The following is a 17,211-nucleotide window of genomic DNA, read 5'->3' as shown; positions in this document are numbered from 1 at the left end:
AACTCCCCTGTAGGAGCTGCCGAAGGCTGCGATCCTTTGATGTTCAGGTACCCAAGGTCAACCCATTGGCCGGCAACGGTAGCGCGGTCTTGTAGCGCACCTGCTTGAGGGCAAAGCTGGAGCGGATGTTCGCCACGCCCGGGACCTTGGTCAAAAAGTCCATCATGAACCGCTCCAACGACTGGATCGTCGGCACCAGCACGCGAATCAGGTAATCCGGATCGCCGGCCATCAGGTAGCACTCCATCACCTCCGGCCGGTCGGAAATCGCTTCCTCAAAGTGCTGCAGCGCCTCTTCCACCTGTTTCTCCAGGCTCACATGGATAAACACGTTGACGTGCAACCCCAACAAGTCGGCATCCAGCAGCGTGACCTGCTCGCGGATCACCCCCAGCTCTTCCATGGCCCGCACGCGATTGAAGCACGGCGTGGGGGACAGGTTGACCGAGCGGGCGAGATCGGCGTTGGTGATGCGGGCGTTTTCCTGAAGGCTGTTCAGAATGCCGATGTCGGTGCGATCCAATTTACGCATGAGACAAATAGTCCTGTTTTTTATCGTTGTGCAGATTTTTTATCTGCAAATGATCTGAACAGCAAGCGAACAGAGAAAAATATTCTTCTTCGTCGAGCCTATGATTGTTGTAGGACAATTTCCCACCTACCCAGGGAAATTCGTCAGCTAGCGCGCCCACTACAAGAAATTCACAAGATCGAGCGTAGAAAGCCATGAACCCAGCGTATGAACCGCTACGCCTGCACGTTCCCGAACCCTCGGGCCGTCCCGGCTGCAAGACCGACTTCTCCTACCTGCATCTGTCCGATGCCGGCACGGTGCGCAAACCTCCCATCGACGTCGAACCCGCCGACACCGCCGACCTGGCCCGCAGCCTGATCCGCGTGCTCGATGACCAAGGCAATGCCCTGGGCGATTGGGCCGCGGACATCCCCGTCGAGATCCTGCGCAAAGGCATGCGTGCCATGCTCAAGACGCGCATCTACGACAACCGCATGGTGGTCGCCCAGCGCCAGAAAAAGATGTCGTTCTACATGCAGAGCCTTGGCGAAGAAGCCATCGGCAGCGCCCAGGCCCTGGCGTTGAACATCGACGACATGTGCTTCCCCACCTACCGCCAGCAAAGCATCCTGATGGCCCGCGAAGTGCCGCTGGTGGACCTGATCTGCCAACTGCTGTCCAACGAGCGCGATCCGCTCAAGGGCCGGCAGTTGCCGATCATGTACTCAGTCAAGGACGCCGGTTTTTTCACCATTTCCGGCAACCTCGCCACGCAATTCATCCAGGGCGTGGGCTGGGGCATGGCCTCGGCGATCAAGGGCGACACCAAGATCGCCTCGGCCTGGATCGGTGACGGCGCCACCGCCGAATCGGACTTCCACACCGCCCTCACCTTCGCCCACGTCTACCGCGCGCCGGTGATCCTCAACGTGGTCAACAACCAGTGGGCGATTTCCACCTTCCAGGCCATTGCCGGCGGTGAAGCCACCACTTTCGCCGGACGCGGCGTCGGTTGCGGCATCGCCTCCCTGCGTGTCGATGGCAACGATTTCATGGCGGTCTACGCCGCCTCGCGCTGGGCCGCCGAACGCGCCCGCCGCAACCTCGGCCCGGCGCTGATCGAATGGGTCACCTACCGCGCCGGCCCGCACTCCACCTCCGACGATCCCTCCAAGTACCGCCCCGCCGACGATTGGAGCCACTTCCCGCTGGGCGATCCGATTGCCCGCCTCAAGCAGCACATGGTGAAGATCGGCCAGTGGTCCGAAGAGGAACATGCCGCCGTCACCGCCGAGCTCGAAGCCGAAGTGATCGCCGCGCAGAAGGAAGCCGAGCAGTACGGCACCCTCGCCGGCGGGCAGATTCCAAGCGCCGCGACCATGTTCGAAGACGTCTACAAAGAGATGCCGGAGCACTTGAAGCGCCAGCGTCAGCAGTTGGGGATCTGACATGAACGATCACAACAACAATATTGCGTTGGACACCGCCATGACCACTACCACCATGACCATGATCCAGGCCCTGCGCTCGGCCATGGACGTGATGCTCGAGCGCGACGACAACGTCGTGGTGTTCGGCCAGGACGTCGGTTACTTCGGCGGCGTGTTCCGCTGCACCGAAGGCCTGCAGAACAAGTACGGCACTTCGCGGGTATTCGACGCACCGATTTCCGAAAGCGGCATCGTCGGCGTGGCGGTGGGCATGGGCGCCTATGGGCTGCGGCCGGTGGCCGAAATCCAGTTTGCCGACTACGTCTACCCGGCGTCGGACCAGATCATTTCCGAAGCGGCGCGCCTGCGCTATCGCTCGGCCGGCGAATTCACCGCACCGATGACCCTGCGCATGCCTTGCGGCGGCGGCATCTATGGCGGCCAGACCCACAGCCAGAGCATCGAGGCGATGTTCACCCAGGTCTGCGGCCTGCGCACCGTGATGCCGTCCAACCCCTACGACGCCAAGGGCCTGTTGATCGCGTCCATCGAAAACGATGACCCGGTGATCTTCCTCGAACCCAAGCGCCTGTATAACGGCCCGTTCGACGGCCACCACGACCGTCCGGTAACACCATGGTCCAAGCATCCGCAGGCACAAGTGCCGGACGGTTACTACACCGTGCCGCTGGACGTCGCCGCCATCACCCGTCCGGGCAAGGACGTGACCATCCTCACCTACGGCACCACGGTCTACGTTTCCCAGGTCGCCGCCGAGGAGACCGGCATCGACGCCGAAGTCATCGACCTGCGCAGCCTCTGGCCGCTGGACCTGGAGACCATCGTCAAGTCGGTGAAGAAAACCGGCCGCTGCGTGGTGGTCCACGAAGCCACCCGCACCTGCGGTTTCGGCGCCGAGCTGGTGTCGTTGGTGCAAGAACATTGCTTCCACCACCTGGAAGCGCCCATCGAGCGTGTCACCGGTTGGGACACCCCCTACCCGCACGCGCAGGAATGGGCGTATTTCCCTGGGCCGTCCCGTGTGGGCGCGGCGTTGAAACGGGTCATGGAGGTCTGAATGGGCACGCACGTTATCAAGATGCCGGACATCGGCGAAGGCATCGCGGAAGTTGAACTGTCGGTGTGGCACGTCAAGGTCGGCGACATGGTGGTCGAAGACCAGGTGCTGGCCGATGTCATGACCGACAAGGCGATGGTCGACATCCCTTCGCCGGTGCATGGCCGGGTCATCGCCTTGGGTGGCGAGCCCGGTGAAGTCATGGCGGTGGGCAGCGAACTGATCCGCATTGAAGTCGAAGGTGCGGGTAACTTGAAAGAATCGGCGCAACCGGCTCCAGTAGCGGCGGCTGTACAGGCGCCAACGCCAGCGCCAGTGGCCACGCCTGAACCGGTGGTGGAAAAAGCCGCCGCGCCACGCTGCGCCCCGCAAGCGCCTGTGGCCCGCGACCCAGAAGAGCGTCCATTGGCCTCGCCGGCCGTGCGCAAACACGCGCTGGACCTGGGCATCCAGCTGCGCCTGGTCCAGGGCAGCGGCCCTGCCGGGCGAATCCTGCATGAAGACTTGGAAGCCTATCTGGCCCAGGGTTCATCGCCACAAGCCAAGGGCGGCTCGGGTTATGCCGAACGCCACGACGAGCAGCAGATCCCGGTGATCGGCATGCGCCGCAAGATCGCCCAGCGCATGCAGGAAGCGACCCAACGGGCCGCGCACTTCAGCTACGTCGAGGAAATCGATGTCACCGCATTGGAGGAGCTGCGGGTTCACCTGAATGATAAGCACGGCGCCAGTCGCGGCAAGCTGACCTTGCTGCCGTTCCTGGTCCGCGCCCTGGTCGTGGCCCTGCGGGACTTTCCGCAGATGAACGCCCGCTACGACGACGAGGCCCAGGTCATCCATCGCTCCGGTGCGGTGCATGTCGGTGTTGCCACCCAGAGCGACGTCGGCCTGATGGTGCCGGTGGTGCGTCACGCCGAAGCTCGCAGCCTGTGGGACAGCGCGGCGGAAATCTCGCGCCTGGCCACGGCCGCCCGCAATGGCAAGGCCAGTCGCGATGAACTGTCCGGCTCCACCATCACCCTGACCAGCCTTGGCGCGTTGGGCGGCATCGTCAGCACGCCGGTGCTGAACCTGCCGGAAGTGGCGATTGTCGGCGTGAACAAAATCGTCGAGCGGCCCATGGTGATCAAGGGCCAGATCGTGATTCGCAAGATGATGAACCTCTCCAGTTCCTTCGATCACCGGGTGGTCGACGGCATGGACGCGGCGCAATTCATCCAGGCCCTGCGTGGCTTGCTCGAACAACCTGCCACTTTATTTGTGGAGTAAGCCATGCAAACTCTGAACACCAAGCTGCTGATCATCGGCGGCGGCCCGGGCGGTTACGTAGCGGCAATCCGCGCCGGCCAACTGGGCATCGAAACGATCCTGGTGGAAGGCCAGGCACTGGGCGGTACCTGCCTGAATATCGGCTGCATCCCGTCCAAGGCGTTGATCCATGTGGCCGAGCAGTTCCACCAGACCCGGCATCACAGCCGGGGCTCAGCCTTGGGCATCACGGTTTCGGCGCCATCGCTGGACATCGGCAAAAGCGTGGAATGGAAGGACGGTATCGTCGATCGCCTGACCACCGGCGTCGCCGCGTTGCTGAAGAAGCACAAGGTCCAGGTCATTCACGGCTGGGCCAAGGTCATCGATGGCAAGACTGTCGAGGTCGGTGATACCCGCATCCAGTGCGAACATCTGCTGCTGGCCACCGGCTCGAAAAGCGTCAACCTGCCGATGCTGCCCGTGGGCGGGCCGATCATTTCCTCCACCGAAGCCCTTGCCCCCACCTCAGTGCCCAAGCACCTGGTGGTGGTCGGCGGTGGCTACATCGGCCTGGAGCTGGGCATCGCCTATCGCAAGCTCGGCGCCGAGGTCAGCGTGGTCGAGGCCCAGGAGCGCATCCTGCCGGCCTACGACGGCGAGCTGACGCAACCGGTGCACGAGGCGCTCAAGCAATTGGGCGTGAAGCTGTACCTCAAGCACAGCGTCGAAGGTTTCGACGCCCAGGCCAGCACCTTGCAAGTGCGTGATCCCAATGGCGACACGTTGAACCTGGACACCGACCGGGTGCTGGTGGCGGTTGGGCGCAAACCCAACACCCAGGGCTGGAACCTCGAAGCGCTGAACCTGGCGATGAACGGTGCGGCGGTGAAGATCGACAGCCGTTGCCAGACCAGCATGCGCCATGTCTGGGCCATCGGCGACCTGAGCGGCGAACCAATGCTCGCCCACCGGGCCATGGCCCAAGGCGAGATGGTCGCCGAGCTGATCGCCGGCCAGCACCGGGAGTTCAACCCGACGGCCATCGCGGCGGTGTGCTTCACCGACCCGGAACTGGTCGTGGTGGGCAAGACGCCGGACGAGGCCAAGGCTGCCGGCCTGGATTGCATCGTGTCGAGCTTCCCGTTCGCCGCCAACGGCCGGGCCATGACCCTGGAATCGAAAAGCGGTTTCGTCCGCGTCGTGGCGCGCCGGGACAATCACCTGATCGTCGGCTGGCAAGCGGTTGGCGTGGGCGTGTCGGAGCTGTCCACCGCATTCGGCCAATCCTTGGAAATGGGTGCGCGCCTGGAGGACATCGCCGGCACCATTCATGCCCATCCAACGCTGGGCGAGGCCGTGCAGGAAGCGGCGTTGCGGGCGTTGGGGCATGCGTTGCATCTGTAGGCTTGCGCTGCACCCGTGGCGAGGGAGCTTGCTCCCGCTGGGCTGCGAAGCGGCCCTAATCCAAGCGACGGGATTATCCAGTCACATCGCGTTCACCGGGTTACGACTGCTTCGCAGCCGAGCGGGAGCAAGCTCCCTCGCCACGGGGAGTCGTCAGCAAATATCTCCTGCTCCTTATCGCGCAGGCTGCGAAACACCCCCGGAATGAAGTATTGTTGTCCCCATTCAAAACGTCAGAAGCCTTGAACCGTTTCGACGGTTGTCAGGAAATAGAGGGTGTCATGGGTAACGAGAGCATCAATTGGGACAAACTGGGCTTTGACTACATCAAGACCGACAAGCGCTACTTGTCGCACTGGCGCGATGGCGCCTGGGACACAGGCACCCTGACCGAAGACAACGTGCTGCACATCAGCGAGGGCTCCACTGCCCTGCACTACGGTCAGCAGTGCTTCGAAGGCCTGAAGGCCTATCGTTGCAAGGACGGTTCGATCAACCTGTTCCGCCCGGACCAGAACGCCGCCCGCATGCAACGCAGCTGCGCCCGCCTGCTGATGCCGCACGTCGACACCGAGCAGTTCGTCGAAGCCTGCAAGCAAGTGGTCCGCGCCAACGAGCGCTTCATCCCGCCTTACGGCACCGGCGGCGCGCTGTACCTGCGCCCGTTCGTGATCGGCGTGGGTGACAACATCGGCGTGCGCACCGCACCCGAGTTCATCTTCTCGATCTTCTGCATCCCGGTCGGCGCCTACTTCAAGGGCGGCCTGACCCCGCACAACTTCCTGATCTCCAGCTTCGACCGTGCCGCCCCACAAGGCACCGGTGCGGCCAAGGTCGGTGGCAACTACGCCGCCAGCCTGATGCCCGGCTCCCAGGCCAAGAAGGCCAGTTTCGCCGACTGCATCTACCTGGATCCGCTGACCCACTCGAAAATCGAGGAAGTCGGCTCGGCCAACTTCTTCGGCATCACACACGACAACAAATTCATCACCCCCAACTCCCCTTCGGTCCTGCCGGGCATCACCCGCCTGTCACTGATCGAACTGGCCAAATCGCGCCTGGGCCTGGAAGTGATCGAAGGCGACGTGTTCATCGACAAGCTGGCGGACTTCAAGGAAGCCGGCGCCTGCGGTACCGCTGCGGTGATCACGCCGATTGGCGGCATCAGCTACAAGGACAAGCTGCACGTGTTCCACAGCGAAACCGAAGTCGGCCCGATCACCCAGAAGCTCTACAAAGAGCTGACCGGCGTGCAGACCGGCGACGTGGAAGCGCCGGCGGGTTGGATCGTCAAGGTCTGATCCAACGCTTTTGTGGCGAGGGAGCTTGCTCCCGCTGGGCTGCGCAGCAGACCCAAGATCTTGCGGTCGCTGCGCAACCGAGCGGGAGCAAGCTCCCTCGCCACAGTGACCACATCTGACTCAGTGATGAGACAGTTCAGTAACAAAAAGCCCACGCCTGTTCTTGCAGGGGTGGGCTTTTTTTACACTTCACTTCGCTCAGTTACTCCCGCCGCAAAACCGGCCATCGTCCCCAACGCTGGCGAAACCATCCGTAACCACTGACCAGCAGGATCCCGCCGAGCACCATCACCGCGCCAACGATAAAGTTCGGCTCCAGCGGCTCATCCAGCAACCAGACGCCAAATCCGACGCCGTACAGCGGCGTCATGAACGACAGCACCCCCAGTTGCGAAGCCAGGTAACGGCGTAGCAGGGAGAACCAGACCAGGAAACTGGCGAAGGACACCAGCAACACCTGGAACGCCATGCTGGCGATGAGTTGTGGCGTGGGATTGATCGTCGTTTGCCCCAGCACCGTCGACACTCCGATCAACAGCACCCCGGCGCCCACCAGTTGATACAGCAGCGTCTGGCTGGCCGGCACGTCGGTCAGCCGCGAACAGCGAACCGTCACCGTGGTTGCGCCCCACAGCGCCCCCGCCAGCAAGCCCATGCCGTCGCCAAGCAATGAGCTGCCGTTCGCTGCGCCCGAGCCGCCACTGAAGGCCACCACGACCCCGCCGAATGCAACGGCGATGCCCAACCATTGCGCCGGTTTGAGACGCTCGCTCGGCAGTTTCCAGTGCAAGCCGAGGGCGGCGAACATCGGTGCGGTGTAGAGGAAAATCACCATATGCGAAGCCGTCGTATGGCGCAGGCCTTCGCCCACCAATACGAACTCCAAGGCAAACAACAACCCCACCAACAGGCCGGGGCGCCAGCTGCCATCGGTCAGGGACAGACGCTCACCGCGGGCCAGCACCAACAGCCAGACCAGTACCGCGGCGATGGCCGAGCGCACGCCCAGTTGCAGCATCGGCGCCATGTCGGCGGCGCCGGCCTTGATCGCGACTTGCTGGAAACCCCAAATGGCACAGAGGCCGGTCATCAGGGCGCAGACCTGGCCATCCAGGGCGCGGCGAGTGGTCATGGGAAAGGTCCTTTGGGCAGAAATAACAGATGAAAGGATTGTCTGCCTGACACCTTTGCTGGATATAGTGATTACCCGACAAGCCATCCCGGTAATCCGCCATTGCGGTCGATATGCAGCCTCCAGCCCAACACCTGAAGATCCCTCCGTTCGACGCGGCCCTGCCCTCGCCGATTTTCTTCCGTATCGGCTGCATGCCGGCCCACGCCACTTACCCGCGGCACCGGCATGCCTGGGGTGAGTTCGTCTATTCCTACAGTGGGGTGATGGAAATCGAGATCGCCCAGCACCATTACCTGGCGCCACCGCAGTACGGCATCTGGCTGCCGCCGGACATGGAACACGTGGGCTTCAATCGGCATGAGGCCTGTCATTGTTCGTTGTACCTGGCGGCCGAACTCTGCGGTGCGCTGCCGGCCGTACCCTGCGCGCTGACCTTAAGCCCGCTGATCCGCGCATTGCTGGAAGAACTGCGCAACGACCCACCGAGCCAACCGCAGACGCCCGAGCAGCAGCGCTTGTTGCAGGTGCTGGTGGACAAGCTGACGCAAGCGCCCCATGTCGGCAGTTACTTGCCTTTCTCGGATGATCCACTGCTGGGGCCCGTATTGCGGGCCCTGGAGGCGAACCCCAGCGACCCGCGTTCCTTGCCGCAACTGGCCCGCGCCGCCAACACCACCGAGCGCACACTGATGCGCCGGGCCCAACGGGACCTGGGCATGTCCTTGGTGGAATGGCGCCAGCGCCTGAAAGTCATCGAGGCCCTGGCCCTGCTCGAACGCGGCCAGAGCGTGGAAACCATCGGCCTGGACCTGGGCTACAGCAGCGCCTCGGCATTCATCAGCATGTTCCGCAAAATGATGGGCACCACGCCGGATGAATATCGGCGCAGGCACATGGCTGGATGACGAGGGTGGTGCTGGAATGGCTATCGCGAGCAAGCTCGCTCCCACAGGGGATTTGGGGTGGTCACGGGTCTTGTATTCAGCGCAGATCCATTGTGGGAGCGAGCCTGCTCGCGAAAGCGGTGGGTCAGTTTGCACGGAGGTTGGATGTGAAGGCCCCTTCGCGAGCAAGCTCGCTCCCACAGGGGATTTGGGGTGGTCATGGGTCTTGTGTTCAGCGCAGATCCATTGTGGGAGCGAGCTTGCTCGCGATAGCGCCAGTGGGTTTGGCGTCGATTTCGGCATTGATCCCAAACCGCGACGCCATTTCCCTGCGACCACTGGCCGTCACCCCCAGCGCCCGGCTGTCCAAATCCTGGGTCACCCATTTGCGCTTGATCGCCACTTGCAGCAACGCCGCGCCCAAGGCTCCCCCCAGGTGCGGGCGGCGCATGCTCCAGTCCAGGCAGGGGCAGGCGAATCGGCGGCGTTGCGTGGCCAGGCGCTGGACATCGATACCCAATCCGTCGAACACCGCTTCGCCGGATTCACTCAGCCGATAACCCTCGCCCTCCACCTCCACCAACCACCCCATCTCGAACATGCGATCGTGCAGGCGCACCGCCAAGGTGCCGGCCATGTGGTCGTAGCAGGTGCGGGCAAATTGCAGGCGATCCGGCGTGCGCGGCGTGAAGGTCGGCGCGGCGCTCTGGCCGATCACCATCAGCGCCTCCAGTGCCTGGGCTACGCGCGGGTCCGCCAAACTGTAATAACGATGCCGCCCCTGGACATGCAGGCGCACCAGGGCCATCTGCTTGAGTTTCGCCAGATGGGCGCTGGCGGTTGAAGCGCTGACCTCGGCGATGCTCGCCAACTCGGTACTGGTGCGGGCATGGCCGTCCATCAGCGCACAGAGCATTCGGGTGCGGGCCGGCTCGGCGATGGCCGCGGCCACCTGGGACACGCCCAGATCATGCTGTTCTGCGTTCATATTTCGCTCCCTGACGAATCAAGCCATGCATCGACTGGAGATAGTAGCAACACTTTCTTCCTCACGAACAAGGCAGCGCTTCATGGACCCGATCACCGCCGCGACGCATCCCGACCCTTACCCTTTCTACGCCACCCTGCGCGCCGCCGGCGGGCTGGCCTTCGACCCCGGGCTGAACCTGTGGATCGCCAGCAGCGCCGAAGCAGTGTGTGCAGCCTTGCATCATCCCGATTGCCATGTGCGCCCGGCCCACGAGCCCGTGCCCAAGGCCATCGCCGGGGGGCCGGCCGGCCGCGTGTTCGGCCACCTGATGCGCATGAATGAAGGCGAACGCCAGCGGTGCCCGAGGGCGGCGATTGCGCAGGGGTTGCAGGACATCGCCCCCCGACAGGTCGAAGCACTGGTCAGGGCCCGCTTGCTCCGGGACGGCGCCGAAGGCCTGCATCAGGCCCAGTTCATCGGGCCGGTCAGCGTGGTCGCGGCGTTGCTGGGTTTCAACCCGACGGACAGTCACCTGATCAGCGAATTGACGGGGAGCTTCGTCGCCTGCCTGTCGCCCCTGAGCCAGGCGCCGCAACTGGACGCAGCGCACCGGGCCAGCGAGCAACTGGCCAGGTTGTTCGAGGAACGGATCGAGGCGCAGGACAACCCTTTGTTGACGCACATTGATCAAGGCTTCGACGGCACGGCGCCGGACAGCAAGATCGCCAACCTGATCGGCTTGCTCTCGCAAACGTACGAAGCCACGGCTGGCCTGATCGGCAACGCGCTGCTGGCGCTGATCGACGACCCGGCGTTACGCCAGGCACTGCGGGACGATCCGGCACAAGTCGGCCCGTTGCTGGCCGAAGTCCAGCGTTTCGACCCGCCCGTGCAGAACACCCGCCGCTTCGTCGCCGCTCCTTGCGAAATCCTCGGCAGCGCCTTGAACCCCGGCGAAACGATCCTGGTGCTGCTGGCCTCGGCCAACCGCGATCCGCAGCTCAACCCACGACCGGACACGCTGTTGCTCGACCGACCGAACCGCCGCAGTTTCAGCTTCGGCAGCGGGCGTCATGAATGTCCGGGCCAAACCCTGGCCATGGGCATCGCCCACGCCACCCTGGCGGTACTTCTGGAAAGCGAACCCGGATTGGAGCAGTTGACCTGGCGCTACCGTCCCTCGGTCAACGGACGCACCCCAGCGTTCAGCGAGCGATCCTGACCCGCTCCACTCCCCTCAATCATCCCGGGTCAGGACTTCCAGTAACTCGATTTCGAAAATGAGGTTGGCGTTGGGCTTGATATGGGCGCCCATGGACCGCTCACCGTAGGCCAGGTGCGCCGGCACCAGCAGCTTGCGCTTGCCGCCGACTTGCATGCCCATCAGGCCCAGGTCCCAGCCCTTGATGACACGGCCGGTGCCAATCACGCATTGGAAAGGTTTGCCGCGACTGTAGGACGAATCGAATTCGGTGCCGTCTTCGAGGGTGCCGCGGTATTGGGTGGTGATCAGCGCACCTTTGACTACGCTTTTGCCGTCGCCCTGTTGCAGGTCGATGATTTGCAGTTCTTCATTCATGGCGTATCCCTCGTGTGATCCAGGCGCGGGGTTTTCGCAGAAATCAGGGCCCATGGCAAACGTTGTCTGCCATGGCCAGGGAACCGCAACGGCCTCTTCGGTTCACATGGGTATCGACCCTGCATTTCAGATAAGGATTTTCTGATGATCGACTCTCGCCCGCTCCACGGTTTCATTCCGCCGTACATCCTCAACCGCATCATTGCCCATGGCTCCGAACAGCAACGTTCCAGCGCCCTCGGCACCTTGACTCACGTGCGCAACCTGCGGCACAACCCTGGCCCGCCCAGCCACCCGCCCGTCGCGGCCGCGCTGCCCAAGCCCGGCAAGGCCGGACACCCGCAACGCAGCGTGCACGACGCCCAGAACCGCATGGAACTGCCCGGCCAGCCGGTACGCCTGGAAGGCCAGCCGGCCAGTGGCGACCCGGCCGTGGACGAAGCCTACGATGCCCTCGGCGCCACCTATGATTTTTTCTGGAAGGTCCTGGGGCGCGACTCCATCGACAACAAAGGCTTCGCCCTGGTGGGCAGCGTGCATTATGGCCAGGGCTATGAAAACGCCTTCTGGAACGGCGCGCAGATGGTATTCGGCGACGGCGACGGCGAAATCTTCCAGCGCTTCACCCGCTCCCTCGACGTGGTGGCCCACGAACTGGCCCATGGCGTCACCGAAAGCGAAGCCGGGTTGATCTACGCCAACCAGTCCGGTGCGCTGAACGAGTCCATCTCCGACGTGTTCGGTGTGCTGGTCAAGCAATTCGTGCTCGAACAGACCGCCGACCAAGCCGACTGGCTGATCGGCGCCGACCTGCTCACCGACAAGATCAACGGCGACGGCCTGCGCAGCATGTCCAACCCCGGCACCGCCTACGACGACCCGTTGCTGGGCAAGGACCCGCAACCGGCGCACATGCGCGAGTTCGTGATTACCCGCGAAGACAACGGTGGCGTGCACATCAACTCTGGCATTCCCAACCGGGCCTTTTATCTGGCCGCGACCACGCTGGGCGGATTTGCCTGGGAAAAGGCCGGCCGGATCTGGTATGAAACCTTGTGCGACCGAAGACTGGCCAATGACGCGTCCTTCAGCGCCTTCGCCCGCCTGACTGTCGAGCACGCCCGCCAGCGCTTCGGCACGCGGGAAGTGCAAGCGGTGCAGAACGGCTGGGCCCAGGTCGGCGTCGACCTGACACAGGAGAGCTGATGAAAACCCTTCCAGACCTCGACGACAAGGCCGTGGTACGGCTGTCGCGCCAGGGCGGCGTGGCCGCCATCCCTGCGCGGACCCGGCCACGGGAAATCGAGTTCGCCCAGTGCGACCTCGACCAGCGCACCCGCATCTGCTCGGTCCTGGAGGGCTGCCTGCCGCTGACCTCCTCCACGCCCGGGCGCGGGGACCAGCGTTTTTTCCAGATCGAGGTGCGTTATCGCGCCAACGATCAGGACGACGAGATGGTGCTGCAGGTGCCCGAGGACCGGGCACCTGGCGAGTTGGTGCATTTGTGGGACAAAGGTGAAGTGCTTTAACGGGTGGCCGGAACGATCTTGACGATGGCGCCGGACACGGTTTCGATCAACAAGTACTTGTCGTCGATCTGCACCCATTGCTGGTCGTTTGTCGGCTGCTCGAGTGCCTTCTGCTTCCAGTCTTTCACGGCCCTGTCCGCACGCTGGTAGTCCGCCGGTACCCGGTCGTTCTCCACCAGCCTGCGGCCATTGCTCGGCGAATGCTCCAGGGCGTCACCGGTTTTCTCGACCGCTTGCGCAACAGGCCCAAAGGCGGTGAGGCCAGCGATCAGGAACAGGCGGGCGATCAGGGTGGGTTGGCGCATAGAAAAACTCCAAATTATTCAAAAGACTAGAATCTGGGACTGCGCGGGCGGCGAATCATTCCGTTTACTGTTGCTTCTGAAGGCCCCCTTCCCCTGTGGCGAGGGAGCTTGCTCCCGCTGGGTTGCGCAGCGGCCCCAATCCAGGCAACGCGTTCATCCAGTGATACCGCATTCACCGGGTTTGCGACTGCTGCGCAGTCGAGCGGGAGCAAGCTCCCTCGCCACGGTTGCGCATGGCATAGTGGCAAGCCTGAACGACAACACCCGCCGGACGGACCCACCATGAGCACCACCACCTCTTCCCCTGCCCTCAAGGAAATCTTCAACAACGCCCGCCTGGAGCACATCGCCGGCGAAATGCGCGGGGTGTACCCAGCCTTCGACGCCAAGGCGTTCTTGCACATGGCCAACGATGGGCTGGCCGATTTGTCGGTGATGCAGCGCATGGCCCGGGTCAGTGAGTGCCTGCACGCGGTGCTGCCCCTCGATTACGAGACGTCGCTGGAGGTGCTGCGCGCCCTGGCCCCGCGCCTGAACAGCATGTTCGTCAGCATGTTCCTGCCGCATTACGTGGCATCCTACGGCCGGCATCGCTTCGACGTGTCGTTGGACGCGCTCAAGTATTTCACCCGGTTCGGCTCGTCGGAGTTCGCCGTGCGCCACTTCCTGCGGGACGACCTGGAACGCACCCTCAAAGTCATGCACGACTGGGCGCTGGACGCCAACGAGCACGTGCGCCGCCTCGCCAGCGAAGGCAGCCGGCCACGCCTGCCGTGGTCGTTTCACTTGGAGCCGATCCAGGCCAACCCCGACCTCGCCGCCGCGATCCTCGACACGCTCAAGGCCGACGACAGCCTTTATGTACGCAAATCCGTGGCCAACCACCTCAACGACGTCACCAAGCAGCATCCCGACTGGGTGCTGGACCAGATCGAAGGCTGGCCACTGCAAGACCGTCACACGGCGTGGATCGCCCGGCATGCGCTGCGTAGCTTGATCAAGCAAGGCAACCCCAGGGCACTGGGGGTGATCGGCGCCGGCGGCAAGGCGCAGGTCCAGGTGTTGGATTTGCAGGTGACGCCAGCGGTGATTCGACTGGGGGAACAGGTCACGCTGTCCTTCACCGTGCAATCAACCCTCGAACAGAGCCAGCGCCTGGTGATCGACTACGCCGTCGACTACGTGAAGGCCTCGGGCGGCACTTCGGCCAAAGTCTTCAAGCTCAAGACCTTCGACCTGCCCGCCCAGGGTCGCGTCAACCTTAGCCGTTCCCAATACATTCGCGAGCTGACCACCCGCAAACACTACGCGGGCCGGCATGCCGTGCACCTGCTGGTCAACGGCGAGCGACTGGGTAGCACGGCGTTCGATATCGTTCCCTGAGGGCGTCTCAGACCACCGCCAGGCGTTTGGCCTGGCGAATCTCCTGCAGGAAACGCTCGGCCGGCAGCGGATGGCCCAACAGGTAACCTTGCAGCGAATCGCAGCCCAGCTGGGTCAGGAAGTCTTGCTGCACATCGGTCTCCACGCCTTCGGCGACGATCCGCAGGCCCAGGGCCTGGCCGAGGGCGACGATGGCCGAGACGATGGCCGCGTCATCGCTGTCGTGCTCCAGGTCGCGCACGAAGCCGCGGTCGATCTTCAGCTCGTTGGCCGGCAGGCGCTTGAGGTACATCAGGCTCGAATAGCCGGTGCCAAAGTCGTCGATGGACAGATCCACGCCCATGTCCGACAGCTGTTGCAGCACCGTCATGCTTGCGTCCGCATCGCTCATGGCGGTGGTTTCGGTGATTTCCAGGGTCAGGCTGTTGGCCGGCAGCTTATGCGTCTCCAACGCCTTGGCCACGCTCTGCACCAAACCGGTGTGGCAGAACTGCAAGGCCGAGAGGTTCACCGCGATGCGCCAGTCGGTATAACCGAGCACGTACCATTCGCGCATCTGCCGACAGGCCTCGTTCAAGACCCATTCGCCGATGGGGATGATCAAGCCGGTCTTTTCCGCCAGGTCGATGAACGTGTCGGGCATCAACAGGCCCTGGGTCGGGTGGGTCCAGCGCAACAAGGCCTCGGCCCCGACCGGACGGCCATTGGCCGCATCGAACTTGGGCTGGTAATGCAGGCTGAACTGCCGCTGTTCGACGGCCGTGCGCAAATCTTGCAGCAACTGCAATTGCTTGCGGGCGTTGCTGTTCATCGAGGCGTCGAAAAAGCTGTAGCCGTTCTTGCCGGCGCCCTTGGCGTGATACATCGCCGCGTCGGCGTTCATCAACAGTTCTTCGGCGCTCTGGCCATTGCCAGGGTAAACGGCGATGCCGACGCTGGCGGATATCTGCAAGTCATGCTCAGAAACCCGGAACGTGCGCCCGATCAGGCCAACCTGACGGGCTGCCAGGCGCAGGGCATCGTCGGGCTCGGCCAGTTGCACCAATAGCACGAACTCGTCACCGCCGATCCGCGCCAGGGTGTCCTGGCTACGCAGGTCTTCGCGCAGGCGCAGGGCCACGTCCCGCAGCAACAGATCGCCCATGTGGTGACCAAAGGCGTCGTTGACCGGCTTGAAACCGTCGAGGTCGATGAACATCAAGGCGAAGCAACCGCCCTGCTCTTGCACCCGATGCATGGCCTGGTCGATCCGATCGGCCAGCAGCACACGGTTGGGCAGTCCGGTGAGGGGGTCGTGCAGGGCCAACTGGGTCAGTTCCCGGTTGGCCTGGGTCAGGGACTGGGCCAGCTCGGCGGTGCGGGCTTCCAGGCGCGCATCGAGAATCGAGGTCAGCAGGGCAATGGCCAATACCGCCAGGGTGGTGATCAATACCAGATTGTCCAGGCCCTTGCCGCTCAAGCCATCCAGCGAGCCGCAAAAGCTGCCCTCGCTGAAGCGCGCCCCCGCCATGCCGGTGTAGTGCATGCCAACGATGGCGATGCCCATGATCACCGCGGCGCCCGCCCGTGCCAGACGCACGTGGGGGGTGTTCTGGCGCAGGCGAAAGGCAATCCACAGCGCCGCGGCAGACGCGCCGACGGCGATCACCAACGAAGCGGCGAACAGCGTCGGGTCATAATCGATGCCCGGCTGCATCCGCAGCGCGGCCATGCCGGTGTAATGCATGGCGCTGATCCCGGCGCCCATGATCAGCGCCCCGAAAGCCAGCTGCCACGCCGGCAATCGCGGCTGGCTGACCAGCCACAAGGCAAACCCGCTGGAAAGAATCGCGGTGAGCAGCGACAGCGCAGTGATCGGTACGTCGTAGCCAAGCTCGATCGGCAAGGTGAACGCCAGCATGCCGATGAAGTGCATGGACCAGATGCCCACCCCCATCGCCAGCGCGCCCCCGGTTATCCACAAATGCGCGGCGCGCCCCTTGGCGGTCGCGATACGCCCGGCCAGGTCCAGCGCGGTGTAGGAAGCCAGCACGGCAACAAACAAGGAAATCGAAACAAGGGCGGGGGAATAACTGCCGATGAGCATGGTTTTTTCTCGTAACAGGAGAACCGGACGGCTTCCATGCCCGGTGGGCCGGCGATTGTACTGAATCGTGGCTGGGACGCACGAACCAAATGTCAAAAAGCCATCAAACCTGGAACATTTTCGACGAAAGACACTACGCCTGGCAGGGAGAATATTTTTTATGGGCTGCCAGCTCAGCATGGATCCACTGTAGGAGCGGGCTTGCCAGGGGTTGACGGTGGGTCGGCTTGCAGGGATGTCGGCTGTGAAGGCCCTTTCGCGAGCAGGCTCGCTCCCACAGGGTTATCCCGCTAGCCATAGGTCATATTGCAAATCCATTGTGGGAGCGAGCTTGCTCGCGATAGCGGTGGGTCAGCTTGCAT

16 protein-coding genes are annotated in these 17,211 nt (G+C 63.4%); 10 read left to right on the top strand and 6 right to left on the bottom strand.

From position 1 onward, the window contains the following. Positions 1 to 43: 43 nt before the first annotated feature. On the bottom strand, positions 44 to 532 hold the full coding sequence (gene bkdR / locus ACLH0I_RS12285; RefSeq protein WP_003202929.1) for a Bkd operon transcriptional regulator BkdR: 489 nt from the start codon (positions 530 to 532) through the stop codon (positions 44 to 46). Positions 533 to 726: 194 nt separating this feature from the next. Here bkdR and ACLH0I_RS12280 point away from each other — a divergent pair, with 194 nt between their 5' ends. The 5 genes from ACLH0I_RS12280 (at position 727) to ACLH0I_RS12260 (ending at position 6,978) form a co-directional block, all read left to right on the top strand. Further along, a complete protein-coding gene (locus ACLH0I_RS12280; protein WP_030141238.1) occupies positions 727 to 1,962 on the top strand; it encodes a 3-methyl-2-oxobutanoate dehydrogenase (2-methylpropanoyl-transferring) subunit alpha in 1,236 nt (411 codons plus the stop codon). Between the two features lies 1 nt (position 1,963). Continuing rightward, positions 1,964 to 3,022 (top strand): alpha-ketoacid dehydrogenase subunit beta, encoded by a 1,059-nt coding sequence (locus ACLH0I_RS12275; RefSeq protein ID WP_030141237.1) that lies wholly within the window; start codon positions 1,964 to 1,966, stop codon positions 3,020 to 3,022. Continuing rightward, positions 3,023 to 4,291, top strand: a complete 1,269-nt coding sequence (locus ACLH0I_RS12270) for a dihydrolipoamide acetyltransferase family protein (protein WP_411387203.1) — start codon at positions 3,023 to 3,025, stop codon at positions 4,289 to 4,291. A 3-nt stretch (positions 4,292 to 4,294) separates the two neighbouring features. Further along, complete coding sequence (lpdA, locus tag ACLH0I_RS12265; protein WP_411387202.1) at positions 4,295 to 5,677, top strand: dihydrolipoyl dehydrogenase; 1,383 nt, start codon at positions 4,295 to 4,297, stop codon at positions 5,675 to 5,677. Positions 5,678 to 5,958: 281 nt separating this feature from the next. After that, entirely contained in the window at positions 5,959 to 6,978 is a 1,020-nt protein-coding gene (locus ACLH0I_RS12260) for a branched-chain amino acid aminotransferase (protein ID WP_186706271.1), read from the top strand. Between the two features lie 202 nt (positions 6,979 to 7,180). Here ACLH0I_RS12260 and ACLH0I_RS12255 read toward each other — a convergent pair whose 3' ends face one another. Further along, a complete protein-coding gene (locus tag ACLH0I_RS12255) occupies positions 7,181 to 8,110 on the bottom strand; it encodes a DMT family transporter (RefSeq protein ID WP_411387201.1) in 930 nt (309 codons plus the stop codon). Between the two features lie 113 nt (positions 8,111 to 8,223). Here ACLH0I_RS12255 and ACLH0I_RS12250 point away from each other — a divergent pair, with 113 nt between their 5' ends. After that, positions 8,224 to 9,018, top strand: coding sequence for a helix-turn-helix domain-containing protein (locus ACLH0I_RS12250; protein WP_411387200.1), 795 nt, complete (start codon positions 8,224 to 8,226; stop codon positions 9,016 to 9,018). A gap of 211 nt (positions 9,019 to 9,229) precedes the next feature. Here the strand turns inward: ACLH0I_RS12250 and ACLH0I_RS12245 are convergent, their stop codons facing one another. Continuing rightward, positions 9,230 to 9,985: an ArsR/SmtB family transcription factor gene (locus ACLH0I_RS12245; protein WP_411387199.1), complete on the bottom strand. Its 756-nt coding sequence runs from the start codon at positions 9,983 to 9,985 to the stop codon at positions 9,230 to 9,232. An 82-nt stretch (positions 9,986 to 10,067) separates the two neighbouring features. Here ACLH0I_RS12245 and ACLH0I_RS12240 point away from each other — a divergent pair, with 82 nt between their 5' ends. Next, complete coding sequence (locus ACLH0I_RS12240) at positions 10,068 to 11,189, top strand: cytochrome P450 (RefSeq protein ID WP_411387198.1); 1,122 nt, start codon at positions 10,068 to 10,070, stop codon at positions 11,187 to 11,189. Positions 11,190 to 11,204: 15 nt separating this feature from the next. Here ACLH0I_RS12240 and ACLH0I_RS12235 read toward each other — a convergent pair whose 3' ends face one another. Then, positions 11,205 to 11,546: an FKBP-type peptidyl-prolyl cis-trans isomerase gene (locus ACLH0I_RS12235; protein WP_092254046.1), complete on the bottom strand. Its 342-nt coding sequence runs from the start codon at positions 11,544 to 11,546 to the stop codon at positions 11,205 to 11,207. A gap of 144 nt (positions 11,547 to 11,690) precedes the next feature. Between ACLH0I_RS12235 and ACLH0I_RS12230 the strand changes: the two genes are divergently transcribed. Both ACLH0I_RS12230 and ACLH0I_RS12225 read left to right on the top strand, forming a co-directional pair. Next, positions 11,691 to 12,752, top strand: a complete 1,062-nt coding sequence (locus ACLH0I_RS12230) for a M4 family metallopeptidase (protein WP_411387197.1) — start codon at positions 11,691 to 11,693, stop codon at positions 12,750 to 12,752. Next, positions 12,752 to 13,075, top strand: a complete 324-nt coding sequence (locus ACLH0I_RS12225) for a protealysin inhibitor emfourin (RefSeq protein ID WP_411387196.1) — start codon at positions 12,752 to 12,754, stop codon at positions 13,073 to 13,075. Before ACLH0I_RS12230 ends, ACLH0I_RS12225 begins: the two co-directional genes overlap by 1 nt. On the opposite strand, the gene ACLH0I_RS12220 is transcribed toward ACLH0I_RS12225, so the two are convergent. Further along, complete coding sequence (locus ACLH0I_RS12220; RefSeq protein WP_411387195.1) at positions 13,072 to 13,380, bottom strand: RcnB family protein; 309 nt, start codon at positions 13,378 to 13,380, stop codon at positions 13,072 to 13,074. The two genes, ACLH0I_RS12225 and ACLH0I_RS12220, sit on opposite strands and share 4 nt — an antisense overlap. A 282-nt stretch (positions 13,381 to 13,662) precedes the next feature. On the opposite strand from ACLH0I_RS12220, the gene ACLH0I_RS12215 reads away from it, so the two are divergent. Continuing rightward, the gene (locus ACLH0I_RS12215; RefSeq protein WP_411387194.1) at positions 13,663 to 14,763 is read left to right on the top strand and encodes a DNA alkylation repair protein; all 1,101 of its coding nucleotides are present in this window, start codon (positions 13,663 to 13,665) and stop codon (positions 14,761 to 14,763) included. Positions 14,764 to 14,770: 7 nt separating this feature from the next. Here the strand turns inward: ACLH0I_RS12215 and ACLH0I_RS12210 are convergent, their stop codons facing one another. Further along, positions 14,771 to 16,849: a putative bifunctional diguanylate cyclase/phosphodiesterase gene (locus tag ACLH0I_RS12210; protein WP_411387193.1), complete on the bottom strand. Its 2,079-nt coding sequence runs from the start codon at positions 16,847 to 16,849 to the stop codon at positions 14,771 to 14,773. Positions 16,850 to 17,211: the final 362 nt, after the last annotated feature.

Source organism: Pseudomonas sp. MPB03 (genome assembly GCF_046605385.1).
Taxonomy (GTDB): domain Bacteria; phylum Pseudomonadota; class Gammaproteobacteria; order Pseudomonadales; family Pseudomonadaceae; genus Aquipseudomonas; species Aquipseudomonas zanjanensis.
Note: the sequence above shows the minus strand (reverse complement) of the source record. Positions and strands in the feature narration are given on the sequence as shown.